The organism is Desulfurococcaceae archaeon (assembly GCA_038845865.1).
GTDB lineage: Archaea > Thermoproteota > Thermoprotei_A > Sulfolobales > Desulfurococcaceae > UBA285.
Genome location: JAWBQJ010000001.1, coordinates 140,524 through 159,985 on the forward strand (window position 1 = coordinate 140,524; position 19,462 = coordinate 159,985).

Genomic DNA, 19,462 nt, shown 5'->3' on the forward strand with positions numbered 1-19,462 from the left:
GGCATCATGTTTGAATATTTCAGCAAGAGGGCTATATATGTCTGTACTAACTGTTTTTCCATAAAAGTTTTTGTATTATATATAGATCGTTAGAGTTGCATAAAAACATCATTTTATTTTTGTATAATTAGTATCATGAATGGATAATTTAAGTAATGGAATGGTATTACTCACATGGTGAAATTGTTGACAACGCTTTTTGATAGTTCAATCAACAGATCCACTACTAGAGGTATTATTATTGAGATACCACTAAAGCCGCGAAAAAGGATGATTTCGCTTAGAATAGACGAAGACGCGCTCATGGCAGTTGACAAGTTCGTTGCTCTCACAGGTGAATATTCGCGAACACTGCTCATAACCAAAGTAATTGAGGCCCTTGCTGAGGGTCTTAGAAGAACAGGTTATAACGCCACTAGCTTAGAGCTGAAGTTTACAGCAAAAAATCCGGTTAGCGGTGAAGATACCGTTATAAGTATAGTGTTACCGTTGAAGAAGAAGTAGTAACCCTATGCCTGCTTCTTGGACTTTATGAAACCAAGTATTATCCTGACTATATCGGCTGGTAGGCTTATCATATGTGCTAACTGCTCGGGTGTTATGGAATCTCCGTATAGGCTGTAATACTGCTGGACGGCATATATGGGCTCCATGTAGTATATTCTCCTACCTTCCTTGATCTTCGCTATTATACCCAGTTTATTTAGCTTAGCCAGGTACCTTGACTCTATTGTTCTCGCCCGTCCAGTGTACTTGGCTACATCGTCTGCTGTGACCCGCTTTAAAGCGATAACTGCGTCTAAGGTCTTCAACGTAGGTGGCGTTATTATTATTCCGCGCTTAACTAGAAACCTTATGTCATATATGCCGCAGAATTCCTGTGCTTCAGACACGAACATCACCTGTCCCTGATAACTTGCCCGAGGTTAATAAACCCTTAAATGGATATTTTATCGAGTAATTGAACATGGCTCTCAAAATACGCAACATTGCCGTTCATCAATTAGTTACAGTACTCAAGTACTTTCCGGGATTGTTATGCTCGATGACGCGTCAGTACGGCAAAAGCTACTCAATTCAACGTTTAAACACTATTAAGGTACATTAATAGGTACAACTATATGTAGTGCTTGAGGTGTTTGTTGTGCGTATTGCGGGTGGCAGGCTTCTCGAAGAAGTAATTAGTGAAATAGAGATTCACGCTTCACTAATTCAAACTGGCGTGAATATGCTTGACAAGATAGTTAAAGAGTATTCTACTCTGAGCCCAGACGAGTTGGGCGCACTCTATAATGAACTAGATAGCCTGGAAGAACAGGGCGATGAGTACAAGAGGAGGTTGATGAACTTTCTTAAAGCAAGTCACATTCACCCAGAAGATAGAGAGGACTTTCTCCGCTTAGTATTTACAATGGATGAGGTACTTGGCCTTTCTAAGGCCGTTGCTAAGAAGTTTCTGGTATTTAAGCACTTGAACATTACTATTCCTCAAGGCGTATACGATCAGCTTGTTAGAATCATTGAGAAGTCCGTGGAGGCTGTAAACAACGTTAAAAAACTCATTGAATCGCTTCGAGGAGAACACGCAGAAGTAGTCGAGCTCGCCCATAAAGTAGAAGAACTCGAGGAGGAAGTAGACGAAATAAGGCTTAATGCTCTCGAGGAGCTTTACAAGGTGTGTTTACTAGGCTATGATGTAGTGTGCATAGCGTTACCGGTAGTGATAGATGACGCCGAGACTATAACGGATAAGTGCGAGGAGGTTGCAGATATATATAGACTCCACCTGGTTTCAAGGTGAGGCCTTGATCTACTGCATAGTACCGGCAGCGGGTAGGAGTACCAGGTTTCCCTGGAACAAGCTGCTTTACATTTACAGAGACAAGCCCCTCATCGTGCAAACGATCACAAATATCCTGGAATCGGGTTTCGTTAAGAGAGTGGTGCTGGTAACCGGTTACCAGCACCAGTTAATAGAGAGCATCGTGAGGAAGTTCAATCTCGAAGTAGACATTGCGTATAACCCGGATTATGAGGCCGGAATGAGTTCTTCCATCAAGGTCGGCGTAAAGTATGTTGTAAACCACGCGAACAATCCCGCGGGAATAATGGTTAATCCTGGCGATGCTGCATGGATTCACCCGGGCGTATATGCTCTCTTAACCGTGAGGTACTTCGAAAACGTCGATAACTACGACATAGTAGTTGCCTCCTACGAGGGGAGGCGCGGCCATCCAGTAATCTTCTCGAGTAGGCTCATCAACGACCTTCTCTCTATTTCGGAGGAAAAGCATGGATTGAAGGAGGTAATTACAAGGTATCAGAGTAGAGTACTAGCAGTGGAGACGAATTATCCCGGAGTGCTATTAGACCTCGACACGGTAGTAGACCTGCTCAGGGTTAAAAGCACAATATATGTTTAGTTGCGTTACGTATACAGGTCTTCGTGCTTTAAAAAATTGATTTTTACCTCCCCGTTCACCTGGTCTATAATGATCTCGGGAGCTCCGTATATCAGGTTGTGTTTCATTGCGAGCGTGTCTTGGTATGCACCGGTATCGAGGAACACTAAGTAGTACGACTCGCCGCGAACCGGGAGATGTAGAGGTACTCCACGTAGCCTTAGCTTGATACCCGGGACTGCGATTAGCTTACTGTCCAGTAAGGTGAATACCGGGGAAAGACCTTTAATTGTATTTCCAGGGCTTATGTACTCCGTGATCTCGCCCATGCTATCGCACGTTAAGTCGCTGAGAGAGGCCAGCACATTTGGCTTCTCGTGAAGCCTCTGCGCTGGCACTACTTGGAAGTATTGATCAACTAGAACAACATCGGGTATGTCCGCAAAAATGGACATGTTCAGTATAAAGCGCTTGGTTGGGGTGATCATGATCCTCAGGATCTTGTGATCGCAAACTAGTTCGCGGACCTCAACCTTACCGGTACTGACAAGCTCTGCGATCTTCGCTGCCAAATCCTCTCTAATTAAGGCAACTATGTCTTCGTACATTTCCCTGTTATTATTGTTTGACGTGATGTTTAGCCGTAACTCATTTAATGTAATCTCTAGTTTCGATAACAGCGCCTTAACATCTTCAAGGCTGTGCACTTCGCTTACCTGCTCATAGTGCTCTCGTAGAGAGTGAACTGCAGAATAAGACCTCACATCAACGACCTTTGCCACCACCAAGCGGTGCGATGCTACTATAAACCTTCCCCCTTCGTAAACTAGGTGTGGTTTTACTTGAGACCTAGTAAACGTTTCCAGTAAGGCCTTAAAGTAATCTACTATGGTGTAGTTAGGCGATTCCTCACTACCGTTTCTCACGTCTAAATAAGGATACGCCATGCCACCTCCGGGGTCGACCACTGAGATGCTTTCAAACCCCATATTCCTTAGCTCTTCATAAACGAACCTTACTTCGTTAAGGTAGTTCTTTACATCCTCGTACTTGTACACCTGTGAGCCGGGGTGCATGTGTAACAGTGTCGTACGCTCGGTTAACCATCTAAACTCCTGCTTCAGCCTAGTTAGAGCATTCAGTGTTAAACCAAACTTGCTGCCTAGCCCCACGGATCCTGACCACTTACCGTGCATTTTAACCATGGGCTTAACGCGTATACCGATCTCTAGTTGAGGGTACTTGGAAAGAATCTCGGCCTCGTTTTCGCTTTCAACATCAACGAAAACTCTCCATCCTTTAGATAACAACTTTAAAAGTTCCTGTACAGCTTGCTCGGAAACCACGCCATCATATATGAGGACTCTGGGAGAGTACTTCTCTGCGATCTTTTGTAGCAATTTAACCTCGCCGAGCGAGCCGGTGTTAAAACCCCACTGGTACTTCTCGCCATGCTTTGCAATGGTCTCAACAACTATTGGCGTCGGGTTGACTTTCATCGGGTAAACCAAGATCGGGTTCTTATCGTAGCCAATAACTTCCGCTACTGCCCTATAAGACTCGTACACGGTGTCCATAGACTTTTTAATTGCAGGTAGTATTCTGATGTATGCTATATCTAGGTTGTACTTGTCCATCAGGTTTTTTACTCTAAGTTTTTCTTCGTTAAGCTTTATTACGAGGAAACCCTCTTCGTCTACGTCTATAATATCTCTTCTAGCGTAGTTTTCAAGTCCATAAACCTTTCTTGCGATATCTATCGTCCACTCGCTACTCATCTTCGGTTTAGCCCTGCTAGACTATTATCGTGTTTACTAGATGCGCTTAAAAACATTTACCTCACTGCAATCCTCGAGGATGCCTGCCTTGATTCCTTCGAGCAGACTTTTAAGCTTAGATTTAATTTCATCGTCTAAATCACTCACTTCGATATCTGCTTCTAATTTTATTATTTCTTCTACGAGTTCAAGATACTTAGCCGTCATGGAGTTGTTCAGCTCGCTCGCCCTGTGAATGATCCTGGCGAGGCCCTGCAAGCAGCCCCTTATGTTTATGATACAGTAATATTTTAAAGCTAAGAGGGCGGGGTCGAACGGTCCGTGAACCGCTCACCGCTCGTCTAGGAGGGCTGCTTTCATCCCCTAAAAATTAGTGTTCAGCTATGTAGCTTAAAGCCTTTTACCCTTCAAGCTCTTCTCGGCTCTCTTAATTGCCTCTAAAATTTCCTCGTAAGAGACGTATCCGGGAATCGCCTCTAAAGGCTTAGCACCATATATGTCGTAGTCTTCAACCCTATTTATTGAAATAAACGGCACGTACTGTACGTAGTATTTGTCTGCTTCATAGGGGTTTTCAAACGCTTCAATGGTCTCTATCAGCAAGTTTTCATTAACTAGTCCTGTTTGGTTAAGGAAGTCCACCACTATGGGGCAGTAAGGACATTCAGGCGTCACGAAGACTTTTATATGTAGTGGTGTTTCGATCGTCTCTATTTCCTCAACAACGCTTCTAGGTAGTTTAATGCCTTCGGAGATGTACTCGTGGATGTATATGAACGGCACGAATTCCTGCCCACTCGGTAACCCGTAATACCTTATATTCCTTTTCCGGGTATCATAAATGAATGCTGGAAGATATCGTGGTTTGTAAACCTTACCCTCCTGTGAGTTTAGTATTTCAAAAGAGAGTTTTCCCCTCGATATCTGTGTGAGCTCCTCTGCGAGAAGCTTTGCCTCGGAACAAGTATTACATCTGCCGGAAGCGCCGGGCTTCTCGGCCGAGTCTACTATTAGTATATCCTTTAAGTTCTTTCTAAGCGATTCAAATATCTTTTTGAGTTCCTCTACGGTTTCTTCATCGAATACCTTACGCATCACTGTTCACCGAGTACCTATTCCGTTAGGAAAATAAGCCTGTTCAGAGGTTTTTATACCTGGAGGTTACGCGTGAAGAAATCTCTCCAACACCGCCTTCTCGAGGTTCTGAAAGGCAATCCAGGAGTTTCGGTAAAAGAGCTTGCATCGATTTTAGAAGTAGATGTAAACAAAGTCAAAGTTGCCGCTTACCGGCTAAAATCAATGGGTTACATCGAGAAGGCAGGCAGAGGCTACATAGTGACTAAGCGAGGTTTACAGTTTCTTAACTACTTAGAGTCGAGGTTAGCGTCAAAAACAGACGTTGAGAAAGCGAGGAAGACCTTAGAAGAGAAACGCGAGGCTTCAACGGAGGCCCCTCCAAGTAAAGAACCCGTAAGAGAAATGCCCCGGGGTATGGGTACTCCACAGGTTGTAGAAGATACCATAAACACCCTTATTGAAAAACTCCAAGAACTCGAAAGACGCATAATTAGTCTCGAAGCACGCGTTAGAGGCCTCGAAGGAGTTGTAGCATCCACGCAGAAAAGACCCGATATCACCTCGCTACTAGACCCGGTAATGTATTATAACGAAGCGGTCACGAAGTACGGCTCTCTCATCGAGAAGATGCTGTCCGACAAGAGGCTCATTAAAATAGGCTCTTTGGTGGTTAATACGGAGTTCTATGCGCATTTTAAGTCCAGGTTTCCGATCAAGCTATCAGATGTAGAGAAGCTGTCCCCCCACGAGAAGATTCTCTTAGAGGAAATGAGAAAAGAAGCTTTAATAGTGCTACATGCAGGCAAGGAGTACAGAATGGTAGAGTAATACTAGGCCTCTGCTTCCTCGTATTCATCCGTTATTACAGGAGCGTACTTTTCAGGGCATTTAATGCCTTCAACGCAACCCTTGCCATGTCTTAGTGGCTTTTCAATCCTGCTCAACAGGACAACTCTGCTTGGTATAGACTCGCCAAGTAGCGTATAACCCGTAAGCTCAGAGAGCTTCCCAGCAAAGTCGCGTACTTCCCGGTGTAGTGGCATACTACTCTTAGTTAGCCTACTCTTACTAACGCCGAGGTACATGTAAGCCTTAACCTCGACGTAGTGAGGATTACCTTTTTCAACAAACTTCGCAAAGCTCTTAAGAGCCTCTTCGCGGTCATTGAAGCCCTTAACCAATGTTATCCTAAAGGTTACCGGTGATTTAAACGATCTAACGTACTCTAGGGTTTCTTGGAATAGTTCCCAGGCTCTAGGTACCATGGGCCTGTTAAAGTACTCGTATGAATCTTTATTCCACGCCTCAAAGCTTATATAAAGCTGTGTTGGTTCTTTATCTAGGTTCTTGAGAACGTCCGGCCTGGTTCCATGTGTTACCAGGAAGGTAGTTAAACCCCTTCCGTGGTATTCGTTTATCAGCTCGCCAAGCCTTGGGTAAAGTAGCGGCTCTCCGGATAGGCTTATCGCGACGTGTTTCGGGTTCATAGCTTCTTCGACCATTTTCAAGTCAGCTTTCGGATTGCCTTTGAAACCCGCCATTATCTGCCTGTGCACCCTAATACTTTCCTCTACCAATACCCCAGGATCATCTGTTACCGGGGGGCGGGTGTCATCCCAGTGCATTCCTACATCTTCTGGCTGTATTCTCCAGCAGTGTAAACACCTATTCCAACACCAAACAACTACAGGCGTCATCTGTATGCATCTATGACTTTCGATCCCGTACCATAAACACTTGTAACAGAATCTATGTCTCAGAACGGCTTCCCTTGTCCAGTGACACCGCTTAACGGCACCTACAACGCCAATGATGTGATACCCCTGCTTAGAGAGCCTTTCATAAATTGCCTTATACACCGGGCTACTGCCCCAGAATTCTTCGCGCCTTAGCTTAACTGCGTGATTGGTGGACACCTACACCACCGCCACCACATTCTCCGTAATAAAATCTAATAACCCTACCGCTGTGGCCGCTCGAGGAAGTCCTTATTACCACCGTCAAAGATAGCTATTGTTGTGATGAGCGAACCCGTGACGGATAGATGAAGATGGTTGGCGTTGCTGAGGATGATTTGCCTTGCCCAAGGTTTATAAGGCAAGATCTGTTTTAGGAGTAGGCATAGAGCTTGAACTAGTTGAAAAAACGAGAAACATCTTGGTCTTCAAGGACACTAAAACAGGTAATTTGTACAAGGTCAGTGTGAAGAAGGCTAGTAACGGTAAGTACATCATAGACGTGAATGGTGTTGAGCACCACGTGCTCTCCCACGGTAACGGCGAGATCTTCATAGACTCCTCGCAGCCCCTAATACACGAGATCGTCTTCGAAGTCGTGCACAGAGAAAAAGAGCTCAAGGAATCTGGACGAGTTATCCAGGTAGAGCCGAACATCCTGCAGTCTCCAATATCCGGTAGGGTTATCGAAGTAAGGGTCAAGAGCGGTTCAACGGTTAATATGGGGGATACCGTGATCTTGTTGGAGTCTATGAAGATGATCATAGAAGTCAAATCGCATATAGCCGGTATTGTTGAAGAAGTATACGTGCAGCCAGGAACGGTGGTGAATAGGGGAGACAGATTATTAAAAGTTAAGCAACTATAAGGGCATGTTTGTGTGCTTTCTTAATGGAGGTATTTCGGCCCTCTTGCCAGACAACGCGACTAACGCTTCATATATCTTTTTCCTCGTTGATGCGATATCTATTACATCGTCAATGTAGCCTAACTCAGCCGCTCTAAATGGGTTAGCGAATAACTCTCGGTATTCTCGTAGTTTTTCTCTGAACATTGCTTCAGGGTCAGCTGCTTTATCTATTTCTCTCCTGTGCAGTATTCTGACTGCTCCTTCAGGGCCCATCACGGCGATCTCGGCCGTTGGCCATGCGTAGTTTATATCGCTTCCCAGCGAAAGGCTACCCATTGCTATGTATGCTCCACCATAAGCTTTCCTCATTACAACGGTAATCTTGGGAACTGTGGCCTCGGCGTAAGCATGGAGAACTTTCGCACCGTGCTTTATTATACCTCCGTGCTCCTGATCAACACCTGGCATGAAACCCGGAGTATCCACGAATGTTACTATGGGTAGGTTAAATGAATCGCAGAATCTAACAAACCTCGCTATTTTGTTACTTGACTCTATGTCTATCACGCCTGCGTTCACAGCCGGTTGATTGGCAACTATGCATAGAGAGTGACCTCCTATTCTTCCGAAACCCACTACGGCTGATTTAGCGTAATTAGCGTGTACTTCGAGGAAGTCTTCGTTATCGACTACTAGCCTGATCACGTGCCTTACGTCAAAGGGCTTCATAGGATCTGTTGGGACGATTTCGTAGAGCTCCTCTAGCCTCCTATCTACGGGATCATCCGTAGGCACGTAGGGGGGATCTTCCGTACTATTGCTGGGTAAATATGAGAGGAGCTTCCGGGTAATCGCAAATGCCTCCTCCTCTGTTTCCGCGACAAAGTGTGCACATCCACTTATAGACCCGTGTATCTCCGCACCGCCGAGCTGTTCAAACGTGACGCTCACACCAGTAGCAGCCTTTACAACCTCGGGACCCGTTATGAACATGTAAGAGCCTTTGACCATTATTATGAAGTCCATTAAAGCTGGGCTGTACGCGGCAGCCCCTGCGCACGGACCAAGGATTAGTGCTATTTGCGGTACTACACCACTTGCCTTTACATTTGCGTAGAATATTTTCCCACAACCGTGTAGTGCCGCGACACCTTCTTGTATTCTAGCTCCGCCCGAGTCGTAGAGCCCTATGACTGGTACCCCAATCTGCGTGGCCTGCTCTATGAGTCTTGCTATTTTCTCTCCGTGCGCTTCGCCAATACTGCCTCCCAGAACCGTAAAGTCTTGCGCATACACGTAGACTACTTTTCCATCTAGTTTACCGTAACCCACCACTACCCCGTCACTATAGAACTTCTGCTTGTCGAGACCAAAGTACGTGGATCTATGCGTGCGCATCCATTGAAACTCTACAAAGGAGCCGGGATCAAGTAGCTTTTCTATTCTCTCCCTAACCCACAGCTTGCCCTTCTGCTTTTGCTGTTCTATCTTGTCCTTGCCTCCGCCAAGTACCGAGAGCTCTCTGTACTCGTTGATCCTCTTTAGTAGTTCCTCGTGAGAACCCATTATCATCTAACCCGTTTAAAGACTGCAATGGCGGCTATGGTACTGATGCCTCCAATATTGTGTATTATTGCCGTCTCAGGGCTACTCGCTTTATAGCCTGGAAAGTCCCCTCTAATCTGCATCACTGCCTCCGAGGCTTGATATACGCCAGTAGCACCGACGGGGTGTCCGCGTGCCTTTAAACCACCGCTAAAGTTTACCTCCGGTTTATCACCCTTCTGAAACCTCCCCTCCCTGTACAGTTTTACTGCAAGCCCCTTGGGCGCGAAGCCGAGATCTTCAAGCGATACGTATGCCGTTATGTGGAAAGCATCGTGTAGCTCGACGTAATCTACATCCCTAATTGTAAGCCCTGCCTTGCTTAGTGCTTCCCTAGATGCTTTAACCGTGGACTCCATTGTAAGTAGATCATTTCTTGAAGCTAAGTCAACGCTGTCCGTGGATACGGCAATACTCGGTATTTCTACGAGCACGTCTCTTCCGGTTGATTTGGCAATTTCTCTGGCTTTCTCCTCGCCGCGAACAAGCAACACCACTGCTGCCCCATCTCCTAGGGGGGCTGCGTGGAAGAGCCTTATGGGGTCAGCTATCATTGGGCTTTCAAGTATCTCTTTTACTGCCGCTTTGCGTGGTAGTTGTGCGTAGGGATTGTAACTGGCATATTCGTGCATTTTGAGGGGCCAGTATGAAAGGTCTTCATCTGTATAGCCAAACACGTTCATGTAAAGCCTCGCGAGCATTGCATTAAGCCCTGTAAATGTAGCGCCATAGAATACCTCGTAATCGGCGTCTGCCGCCTGCGCAAGGGCCCTTGTCGTGACCTCCGTTACAGCTTCTGTGAGCTTTTCCACTCCTCCAACAGCAACTACGTCTACTAGGCCCGATTTTACGAGGGCATACCCAGTATATAGTGCTACTCCGCCACTACCACATGCTCCCTCGACTTTGAATGCGGGTATGCCGCGGAACCCAGCGTAGTCTGCTACGAGCGCTCCTAAGCTATCTTGCTGCATTAATACGCTTGACGTCATATTACCCACAACTATTGCCTGGGGTTTAAGGCCACCGGCATCATCAATGGCTTTCCAAAGCGCCTCGGCAAAGAGCTCCTTGGCGTGCTTGTCAAAGTGCCTACCGATCTTAGTCATGCCCACTCCCGCAACGAATACCCGATCCACCACTAAACACCTGCATGTCTAGGTAGTAAGTATAGCTTGCAGAGGGTATAAAAATCGAGATTAAACCGCGAATTTAAAGTCCAAGCATTAAATATAGCACCACGAGGTGGTGCTCAGCAATAAAGGTGTACGAAGTACATGTCACTCAACACTCTCAAAGAGCTTGCGCATGGAATAAGTGACAGAAATATCAGGAAAATCGTACTTGACATCTTGGAAAACCCCGTTCTCGGCTTCACTGACGTAAAGCCACTAATAAGGCTAGAAGACTCACCGGCCGCACCTAGAAAGCACCATTTCTTTACGGGCGGCCTCATTGTTCACACATACTCTGTCGCAAAGATAGCCCTTGCACTAGCTGACATCATTGAGGAGGTTTATGGGGTAAACATTAGCAAAGACGTGATTCTAGCTGCCGCTATATTACACGACGTTTTCAAGTATTACCAGTACACACCAGACAGGATCAACGGCGGCTACAGAGCACGAGAGGATTGGTATCTCAGTCACGACTACGCCATAGTAGCTGAGCTCTCTAAGAGAGGCGCCCCAGAGAAACTTATACGTGCCGTGTCTGAAGCGCACGGTCAAGTACTCTTTTCAACCATGGAAGGCTTCGTGGTTCACCTAGCTGATAGCGTTGATGCTAGATTTGGTGAAATTATCCAGAACATTTTATTATCAAAGGTGAAGGAGTACGAGAAAACGTGCACGGTCTACAAGGCACTGGACTACGTGCTGATGAAGCACGGTATCAGAAATATGTTACAGCTAGCGTTCCACGACGTGGATTCGTTTAAAAGAGTGTTCGAAGATGTGTGCAAAGAAATGCAGAGTAACGATAGCGCGTTGAAGCCAAACAACGCGTAGAATAGAACACCACAGCTTTACTGCAATAAGATTAAAGAATGCCGTTCCGAGATAGTAGGAAGGGATTTGCAGAAAATCGTGTAGAAGTGTGTAAGGACGCTGTTATACAGTTATCCACCAGTGGAGAGCGTGCTCTTCTGGTGCGCAATCTGCAATAAACTTCTTGTACTCAAAGTCTCTGATTAGCCTGGCGTAAGCCTCCGTGAGGTCCTTGCTCTTGACGATCATATCACCTACGTACTTGACGGCCCAGTTAACTATATCAAGTAAGCTGCATTCCCACTTGATGAAGTTTTTAGCTACTAGTGTTAGTAAGTCTAACGGTGTCGGTGCAAACACATCTACAGCTATTAACCTGTCTACGCCATTGAAGAGCTTGATTAGTAAAAAGTAGTCTACGAATCTATCAGTTACTAGTAATCCATTCCAGTCGGTAAACCTTAACTCCAGCTTCCTAGGTAGTAAAGACAGCCACTCTGAGACATCGACTTTGCCATACGCACGTGCTTTTACGACTAATGAAGCCAGTTTAACGGCAACGTCAATGTTTTTCTTCAATTCTTCTAATTCGAGGTAGCACTCTGTTACAACCTCACCGCTATCGATGAGATCGAGTACGGGCTTCCAGATCCTCAAAAGACTTGCTGGTACGTGGCCGATCGGAGAGGGGCCTCCCTCACAAAGGGCTCTCGGAATGGGTAACAGGGTTAACACGCCCTGCGCGTTCTTTCTGAGGAATTTTGCTAGCTTGTAATAACCCATTTCCGTGAGTGGTACTAGCACTAGCCATTTCAACGGGATCACTTTTCTCTGCACAAGGTAGAGGCAGACTTGCGGGCCAAGTGCAAGTAAAAGGGTATAGCAGTAAATATCGATATGAGTTCCGGTACTGCTGCGCCTCTAGGAACTCTTATAGCGAAGTGCAAAGTCCATACAACGATGTTTAGCGATACGAGAATGGAAGCGAGCACGACTATTCTCGGATCCCTTAAGACGAGCCCGTATCCCAGCACTAATAGTAGTATTGAAACAAAGAAGAGTACCGAAACCACAAAGTGCAGTGCACCGTAGACTTCATCAAATACCCCTACTAGTACCAGCGCGTAACCCGCAATCACCACTAAGAGCGCGATTACGCGGCTGAACGCTTCAACGTACTTCACTGCAAACAAGATCATTAGTACCCCTCCGAGTGATAGTCCTGTATTAAATAGCGGTGCTACGTTGCTTTTAATTGCGTGGCCTAGGTCGCTAAGAGCGTTACTGTACAGGTTAAACCAGCTAGATAACGCGGCAGCCAATCCTATGAGCATTAACGGTACACTGAAAGACGCTATTGCGAGGACTAGGGCTCTTAAGGCACACTTACCCAAGTGACCACCCTACTCTGCTTTGATATCTCTTATTTTAATAACCTTCTTTAATTCTTCAATTATACGATCAAGCTTCACCTGTAGGTCTTTTTGAGAGGAGGATGACACCAGTACGCTTAAAACTACTGGTACGGTTGCGTGAGTCTTGAAGTATACATCGCTGTGCTTCTCTCTCAATTGAGCTACTAGAGAGTCCACTTCGCTCTCCTTCGTGTAGTCAGTCGTGATGGTGATCCTCGCCATGTATCCTCGCGACCTGCCTTCAAGGAGAGGTTTCACCCGATCTTCAAACATCTTAGTCATCTCGGCCGGGACACCGGGTAGGAAGAACAGGTCTTTACCGTTGATTTCCAAGTAAACCCCAGGAGAGATCCCAACCTGGTTGTAAAGCGGTTTACCGCCCTCAGGAATGTGTGCTGCTTTGATATAGTATTGCACTTCCTCACCTTTTACTTTTCTTTTCAGCATTTCAACAGCATCTTCGCTCAGTACTAGTCTTAGACCCAGGGCTTTCGCCGCTGCACTTAGAGTTATATCGTCTTTCGTAAAGCCAAGCCCTCCTGTGACCACAACAACATCTGCTACTTCGAGAGAGCTCTTTAGCGCCCACGCAATTTCACCCTCGTCGTCGGGAACCGCAATAATACGAATGACGCTGAAGCCCATCTCCGTGAGCTTTCCTGCGAGCCACCAGGAGTTGGTGTCTTGTACAAGTCCCCGCAGTATCTCGGAACCTATTACGATGATCGAGGCTTTGCGCATCCTTAGTAACACCGCCTTACCGCGATTACTTGTAAAATCCCGGCGGTTTCACGTTAACTACATTCTTGTTTACTAGTTCGGGAGGCACTCTACCCTCATAAAACGCTATTAGGTTTTCGGCCACGATCTCGGCCATGGCATGCCTAGTTTCGTATGTCGCGGATCCTACATGTGGTGCTAGAACAACCTTTTTGAAAGCCGTTAATGGGTGATTCGCCGGTAAAGGCTCTTCTTCAAAGACATCTAATCCGGCGCCAGCTATCCAGCCCTCTTTTAAGGCCTTGACTAGCGCCTCTGTGTTAACTACTGCACCACGTGACGTGTTAATGAGTATTGCAGTTTTCTTCATTTTCCTGAGCTGCTTCTCGCCGATCATGTGCTTGGTTTCCGGTGTCAGGGGAACGTGTATGGTGACGATGTCTGCTTCCTGGAGGAGCTGGTCTAGGTCCTTGTACTCCGCGCTCAGTTCTTTCTCTAAGTACTCATTTCTAGACCTACCGTAATATATCACCTTCATTCCGAAGCCCCTAGCCCCAATCTCCGCTACCCGAGAGCCAATCCTACCTGCACCTATAATGCCGAGTACCTTGCCCTTTAATTCAACCCCGATCATCATTAATGGGTGCCACGCCGTTCCAGTCCTTTCCCACTCACCCCACCTGACGAAGTGGTCTGCCTCCACTATTCTCCTGGCAACTGCAAGTATCAAGGCCCACGTCAACTCCGCTGTAGCCTCTGTTAAAACCCCGGGCGTATTTGTTACATACACTCCATGCCTAGTAGCACATTCGACGTCTATGTTATCGTAACCTGCAGCCATTTGTGCAATGATTCTTAAATTTTCAGCCTGCTGTACGAGGTTGCAGTCTATCCTGTCAGTTAGCAACGTTATAAGCGCGTCTACGCTCTTCGCCTTCTCTACTACGATATCATATGGTGGCGGCTGATAGTTCTCCCACACCTCGATATCATAGTACCGTGCAAGTCTTTCTATAATATCTGAGAAAAGCCCGCGCGTAGCGAACAGTCTAGGCTTATTCAACACGCTCACCATTAACTATTTTTGGAGTACCCATTGCAGATAAATATGTTATGAAGGTACTTGACACTAAAACCTCTCACCGGGCATACCTGTTCTCAGCCTCCAGAGCAACCTCACGCGGTTAACACCTCCTATTTCCTCTATAAACCTCGCTACCTCTTCAGGGACTAGATGCTTCCACTCAAGTCCCTCCCCTATCGCCCTTCTAACGGCAGTTCCACTAACTCCAGGTAATAGTGGGGTTTCGTGGACACCTAGCCCGTAAGCGCTGAAAAGTGCCCTCACAAACTCGTTATTACTGAAGACCGCCCTTATTCTCGGGGTATACGAGAGAACGTGTCTTGGCCACTCATAGTTACTGGGTACATTGTCAACTGGCACTATGTACGTCCTCGCGTATAGGTCTCCAACACCAAGCCTCACCATCTCCACACGTTCACCAGCGGTGAAGGGGTTTTCAGCCGTGTAACTGTATTGCGCGGCCGCTATTACTATTACCACTTCATCGTAGTGCGCAAGAATGTGCTTTACCGCGTAGAGGTGTCCATTATGGAATGGCTGAAACCTTCCGATAAATAGTGCCCTATTAGCCACTAGAAACACCCTACTTACTTCTTACGTTACTTAACTTAATTAGGACTGTGGATTAACTGTATAGCAGGGCTACCATTAAATGAAGGAAGCAAGTACCCGTATTAATCTAATAGGTGTAGGAACTGCGAATTCTACTACTTCATCGACGCCTGCAACTCGCCAAGTAAATGCGTAGGTTGACTCGCCTACTACTGGGCATGCTCTCACAATGCCGGGTACATCGTAGAAGAGGATACCGAGGACAAGCTCGTGGAAATAACCGTTGACGGCATTTAGGTAGTGGTTTCCAGCAACTTAACGGTGACTAAGGCGCTTGAAAGGCTGGGATTTAAGTTCAGCGAGCTCTGTGCAAAGAAACCAAACCTCTCGTGTAGAACCGGTGGTTGCCGGGATTGTGCAGTGTTGGTGAATGGAGCTGTTTTCTTCTTGATGTTCACGCGAGTTGCTTGCGTGCCTTGTCCTAATTCATGCGAGCTTTAGTTTCCCAACAATATCCGGGTTTTCCAGCGCTACAACGATAACGCTGACTCGCGGTTTCTAGCTTTTAGTCTCCTCAAGGTAATTATCGCTTAGTAGTTCATTGAAGCCAAAGGTTTGCTGGTGCTCGAATTGTACGTAGTAGGAATTGATGTTGGTGGAACGTTCACCGACATCATCTACGTGAAGCCTGATGGTTCACTGGGCTATTTAAAGGTGCTTTCAACCCCTCGAAGCCCCGAAGTTGCCATTGTTAATAGTTTAAAGTTTATGGGGCTGCAAGATTTCCTAGTGATACATGCAACTACTATTGCTACTAATACCTTGAGAGGACAGATAGGGCTTGAACTACCAAAAACTGCCCTCATTACAACACGCGGTTTCAGAGATGTCATTGAGATAGCGAGACAGAATAGGCCTAAACTCTACGACCCGTTCTTTGAAAAGCCTCCTTCACTCGTTCCGCGCGAACTCAGGTTCGAAGTAGACGAGAGAGTTGATTATACTGGTAAGGTACTTAAGTCCCTGGATCCTTCAAAGCTGAAAGAGGTGGGCACGAAGTTAAAGGAGCTAGGAGTAGAGTCCACCGCTATAGTTTTCCTCCACTCGTACGTTAACCCCGTTCACGAAGAATTGGCGGAGAGAATATTGAGCGGGTACGTTAAGTATGTTACGGCTTCTTACAAAATTTCACCAGAACCCAGAGAGTATGAGAGGACGTCGACGACAGTGGTTAATGCTGTACTAAAGCCCATAATCTCAAAGTATATTGAAAGGCTATGGAGTAGTTTAAAGTACCTTGGAGCACGGGAACTGTACATAATGTCTAGTTCTGGGGGCTTAGTAGATGTTAACGAAGCCCGCGAGAGGCCTGTACAACTCGTTGAGAGCGGGCCTGCGGCAGGAGTGGTCGCATCAGCGGAGTTTGCAAAAGTGCTTGGCATAAGTAATGTCATAAGCTTCGACATGGGTGGTACAACCGCTAAAGCAGGCACAATAGTGAACCTCGAGATTGAAATAACCTCCGAGTACGAAGTCGGAGGAGAAAGCCACCACGGGCGTGTAGTTAAGGGCTCAGGCTATACCGTAAGGTATCCCTTCATAGACCTCTCCGAGGTATCGGCTGGAGGTGGCACTATCATTTGGAGAGACGAGGCGGGTGCCCTACGCGTAGGGCCCATTAGCGCGGGTGCTGATCCGGGTCCTGCGTGCTATGGCCGCGGAGGTAGTGAACCCACCGTGACGGACGCTAACCTCATTCTTGGAAGAGTAAGTGAGATCCTTGCCGGTGGGGCAATAAGGCTGAACAAAGAGGCGGCGGTCAGGGCTTTCTCAAAGCTCGGAGACCCATTGGAAGTTGCTACTGAAGCCGTCGAACTCGTGAACTTGGAAATGGCTAGAGGTATCAGGTTAGTTACAGTTGAGCGGGGAGTGGACCCTGAAGGATTTACATTAGTGGCCTTTGGAGGTGCGGGTCCTCAGCACGCCGCTTTCATAGCCGCCGAGCTTGGGATCAAGCATGTAATCATACCGCCACACCCTGGGCTGTTTAGCGCCCTCGGCCTATTATTAGCCGACTGGAAGTTCGAAGCCAGTGCCTCATATCCTAGAAACATCGAGGAGGCATATTCGCACCTGGAATCAATGCTACTAGAAAAGCTTAACGGCAAAGTAGACTACTTCGTGAGGTATGCTGACGTGAGGTATGCAGGTCAAGGCTGGGAGTTAACGGTGCCCGTCAAGAAGCCCTCCCTCCTTGAAGACATTAAGAAAACCTTCGAAGAAAAGCACTTGACCGCATTCGGCTTTAAACTAGATGAAGATGTCGAAGTCGTCGTTATCAGAATATTTGCTATTAGAGTGAACAGGTTTAAGCCCGCTCTCACGACCCTGCGCGCGGACATTACCGAGGCGAAGCCTATTGCGTATAGAAAAGTCTTCTTCGAAGACTGGGTTGAAACACCTGTCTACGCTAGAAACCAGTTGCCAGCATGGTTCGTTGCTGAGGGCCCTGCCGTGATCGATGAGTACAGTTCCTGCACCATCGTGCCACCGGGGTGGAGGTTTCAGGTTGGTGGATTAGGGGAACTAAGGCTTGAGAGGTGAAAATGCGTGGTCTCGTGGGAAGTAGTGTTCAAGGCAACTAGTTTCGTGGCCGAAGAAATGGGCGCAGCCCTTAAGAGGTCTGCCCTCTCACCGAATATAAGGGAGCGGGTAGACCTGAGCTGCGCGGTAGCTGATGAGAACGGTAGGATAGTTGCGCAGGCCGAACATATACCCGTACACTTAGGGTCTTTTAGGATCGGGGTTTTCAATACGCTGAAGTACGTTGAAGGGGAAGGCATGGTACTAAGTGAGGGAGATGTGGTGGTTCTCAATGACCCCTACATTGCCGGCACTCATTTAAATGACATCATGCTATTAGCACCTGTATACTACGAGGACAAGCTGATAGGTTACGTGGTAAATAAGGCCCACCACGTAGACGTCGGAGGACCCTTACCGGGTAGTATTAACCCTTACGCGAAGACTATTTACGAGGAGGGCTTAATAATACCTCCGGTAAAGCTCGCCGAGAGCTGGAGTATTAAAAAGGAGGTAGTGAGTTTTATAGTAGCTAATGTCAAAACTCCTCAAATCACGCTAGGAGACCTTTACGCACAATACGCCGCTATACGTGTAGGCGTAGTAAAGGTCAAGGAAGTGGTGAGCAAATACGGTCTGAACACCGTACTGGAGTCATGGAGCAGAGCAATAGAGTACAGTAAGTTGCTCGCACTGAAAAGTATCGGAACGTGGCAACGTGGAGTGGCCGATGCCGAGGACTACTTGGAGCTCGAAGACAGAGACATAGCCATACACGTCAAGATCAGCATATCGGAGAATGGTGTACACTTGGACTACACGGGGACATCTCAGCAAGTAGATGTACCACTGAACGCTGTACTGGGCGTTACATACGCTGCCTCGAGTTACGCTATCAGAACCCTACTTCCCGGAGACATACCAGTAAACGAAGGCTTTTACAGCACCATTAAAATCCACGCACCTGAGGGTACAATCCTAAACCCGAAAAGGCCAGCACCTGTTGCCGGTGGTAATTTAGAAACCAGTCAGAGAGTCGTAGACGTGGTACTACTGGCTATATCAAAGCTCATGCCGGAGCGAGTTCCAGCTGCAGGTTCAGGGACCATGATGAACATAATGCTCGGTGGCTATAACCCCGCGAGAGGCTACTGGGCCTATTACGAAACCATTGGCGGCGGAACCGGTGGCAGGCCCGGTAAGCACGGCGTAAGCGGTGTACACGTAAACATGACCAATACCCTGAACACACCAATAGAGATGGCCGAGCGAGCGTACCCGATACTATATGTCACTTACAGAATTCGTGAAGAAAGTGGTGGAGAAGGCCTGTACCGTGGCGGTGACGGAGTAGTGAGAGCATTCAGGGTATTAGAACCAGCCACGCTCTCAGTACTCGCAGATAGGTTTAGGCGAGGACCTTACGGACTTGCTGGTGGAAAACCAGGTAGGCCTGGACGCGTTATCATCAAGAAAAGAGATGGCAAGGTGTTAGAGATGCCGAGCAAGTTTACAGTGCAACTCGAACCAGGAGACGAGGTAATCGTGGAGACGCCTGGTGGAGGCGGCTGGGGTAGTTCCCATTGACCGATTTTAAAACCGTGGTGATCATTCGAAGTATAAGAGGGCTGCCGAGGAGTACCAGTAGAGCTCGTTGAAATTAAAGTTTAAG

20 protein-coding genes are annotated in these 19,462 nt (G+C 47.0%); 8 read left to right on the top strand and 12 right to left on the bottom strand.

The features are described 5' to 3' along the window. Nucleotides 1–174: 174 nt before the first annotated feature. Nucleotides 175–504, top strand: a complete 330-nt coding sequence (locus tag QXU03_00645; GenBank protein MEM2170258.1) for a hypothetical protein — start codon at nt 175–177, stop codon at nt 502–504. 5 nt (nt 505–509) lie between these two features. Here the strand turns inward: QXU03_00645 and QXU03_00650 are convergent, their stop codons facing one another. Next, entirely contained in the window at nt 510–893 is a 384-nt protein-coding gene (locus QXU03_00650) for a helix-turn-helix domain-containing protein (GenBank protein MEM2170259.1), read from the bottom strand. 251 nt (nt 894–1,144) lie between these two features. Between QXU03_00650 and QXU03_00655 the strand changes: the two genes are divergently transcribed. Both QXU03_00655 and QXU03_00660 read left to right on the top strand, forming a co-directional pair. Then, on the top strand, nt 1,145–1,801 hold the full coding sequence (locus tag QXU03_00655) for a DUF47 family protein (GenBank protein MEM2170260.1): 657 nt from the start codon (nt 1,145–1,147) through the stop codon (nt 1,799–1,801). Between the two features lie 4 nt (nt 1,802–1,805). Further along, nucleotides 1,806–2,423 carry a nucleotidyltransferase family protein gene (locus QXU03_00660; GenBank protein MEM2170261.1) on the top strand — a complete coding sequence of 206 codons (618 nt, stop codon included), beginning with the start codon at nt 1,806–1,808 and terminating at the stop codon, nt 2,421–2,423. A 5-nt stretch (nt 2,424–2,428) separates the two neighbouring features. Here QXU03_00660 and QXU03_00665 read toward each other — a convergent pair whose 3' ends face one another. From QXU03_00665 to QXU03_00675, 3 genes are all read right to left on the bottom strand, one after another. Beyond that, a complete protein-coding gene (locus QXU03_00665; protein ID MEM2170262.1) occupies nt 2,429–4,180 on the bottom strand; it encodes a decarboxylase in 1,752 nt (583 codons plus the stop codon). 36 nt (nt 4,181–4,216) lie between these two features. After that, on the bottom strand, nt 4,217–4,438 hold the full coding sequence (locus tag QXU03_00670; protein MEM2170263.1) for a hypothetical protein: 222 nt from the start codon (nt 4,436–4,438) through the stop codon (nt 4,217–4,219). A gap of 132 nt (nt 4,439–4,570) precedes the next feature. Beyond that, nucleotides 4,571–5,275 (bottom strand): thioredoxin family protein, encoded by a 705-nt coding sequence (locus QXU03_00675; protein ID MEM2170264.1) that lies wholly within the window; start codon nt 5,273–5,275, stop codon nt 4,571–4,573. 72 nt (nt 5,276–5,347) lie between these two features. Here QXU03_00675 and QXU03_00680 point away from each other — a divergent pair, with 72 nt between their 5' ends. After that, nucleotides 5,348–6,085 carry a winged helix-turn-helix transcriptional regulator gene (locus QXU03_00680; GenBank protein ID MEM2170265.1) on the top strand — a complete coding sequence of 246 codons (738 nt, stop codon included), beginning with the start codon at nt 5,348–5,350 and terminating at the stop codon, nt 6,083–6,085. A gap of 2 nt (nt 6,086–6,087) precedes the next feature. Here QXU03_00680 and twy1 read toward each other — a convergent pair whose 3' ends face one another. Next, nucleotides 6,088–7,173 (bottom strand): 4-demethylwyosine synthase TYW1, encoded by a 1,086-nt coding sequence (gene twy1 / locus QXU03_00685; GenBank protein ID MEM2170266.1) that lies wholly within the window; start codon nt 7,171–7,173, stop codon nt 6,088–6,090. A 163-nt stretch (nt 7,174–7,336) separates the two neighbouring features. On the opposite strand from twy1, the gene QXU03_00690 reads away from it, so the two are divergent. Continuing rightward, nucleotides 7,337–7,861, top strand: coding sequence for a biotin/lipoyl-containing protein (locus tag QXU03_00690; GenBank protein ID MEM2170267.1), 525 nt, complete (start codon nt 7,337–7,339; stop codon nt 7,859–7,861). Here QXU03_00690 and QXU03_00695 read toward each other — a convergent pair. Together QXU03_00695 and QXU03_00700 are read right to left on the bottom strand one after the other, a co-directional pair. Beyond that, nucleotides 7,856–9,409 (bottom strand): acyl-CoA carboxylase subunit beta, encoded by a 1,554-nt coding sequence (locus QXU03_00695; protein ID MEM2170268.1) that lies wholly within the window; start codon nt 9,407–9,409, stop codon nt 7,856–7,858. The genes QXU03_00690 and QXU03_00695 overlap by 6 nt on opposite strands. Nucleotides 9,410–9,411: 2 nt before the next feature. Continuing rightward, nucleotides 9,412–10,587: a beta-ketoacyl synthase N-terminal-like domain-containing protein gene (locus QXU03_00700; GenBank protein ID MEM2170269.1), complete on the bottom strand. Its 1,176-nt coding sequence runs from the start codon at nt 10,585–10,587 to the stop codon at nt 9,412–9,414. 138 nt (nt 10,588–10,725) lie between these two features. Between QXU03_00700 and QXU03_00705 the strand changes: the two genes are divergently transcribed. After that, nucleotides 10,726–11,457: an HDIG domain-containing protein gene (locus QXU03_00705; protein ID MEM2170270.1), complete on the top strand. Its 732-nt coding sequence runs from the start codon at nt 10,726–10,728 to the stop codon at nt 11,455–11,457. Nucleotides 11,458–11,559: 102 nt separating this feature from the next. On the opposite strand, the gene QXU03_00710 is transcribed toward QXU03_00705, so the two are convergent. The 5 genes from QXU03_00710 to QXU03_00730 form a co-directional block, all read right to left on the bottom strand. Then, the gene (locus QXU03_00710) at nt 11,560–12,252 is read right to left on the bottom strand and encodes a hypothetical protein (protein MEM2170271.1); all 693 of its coding nucleotides are present in this window, start codon (nt 12,250–12,252) and stop codon (nt 11,560–11,562) included. 5 nt (nt 12,253–12,257) lie between these two features. Further along, nucleotides 12,258–12,830 carry a DUF998 domain-containing protein gene (locus tag QXU03_00715; protein MEM2170272.1) on the bottom strand — a complete coding sequence of 191 codons (573 nt, stop codon included), beginning with the start codon at nt 12,828–12,830 and terminating at the stop codon, nt 12,258–12,260. A gap of 9 nt (nt 12,831–12,839) precedes the next feature. Next, nucleotides 12,840–13,604, bottom strand: a complete 765-nt coding sequence (locus QXU03_00720; GenBank protein MEM2170273.1) for a competence/damage-inducible protein A — start codon at nt 13,602–13,604, stop codon at nt 12,840–12,842. A 13-nt stretch (nt 13,605–13,617) separates the two neighbouring features. Then, nucleotides 13,618–14,637 (bottom strand): glyoxylate reductase, encoded by a 1,020-nt coding sequence (gyaR, locus tag QXU03_00725; GenBank protein MEM2170274.1) that lies wholly within the window; start codon nt 14,635–14,637, stop codon nt 13,618–13,620. A 63-nt stretch (nt 14,638–14,700) separates the two neighbouring features. Beyond that, nucleotides 14,701–15,228, bottom strand: a complete 528-nt coding sequence (locus QXU03_00730; protein MEM2170275.1) for a nicotinamide-nucleotide adenylyltransferase — start codon at nt 15,226–15,228, stop codon at nt 14,701–14,703. 600 nt (nt 15,229–15,828) lie between these two features. Here QXU03_00730 and QXU03_00735 point away from each other — a divergent pair. Continuing rightward, a complete protein-coding gene (locus tag QXU03_00735; GenBank protein ID MEM2170276.1) occupies nt 15,829–17,811 on the top strand; it encodes a hydantoinase/oxoprolinase family protein in 1,983 nt (660 codons plus the stop codon). A gap of 6 nt (nt 17,812–17,817) precedes the next feature. After that, nucleotides 17,818–19,377, top strand: coding sequence for a hydantoinase B/oxoprolinase family protein (locus QXU03_00740; GenBank protein ID MEM2170277.1), 1,560 nt, complete (start codon nt 17,818–17,820; stop codon nt 19,375–19,377). Nucleotides 19,378–19,462 lie beyond the last annotated feature (85 nt).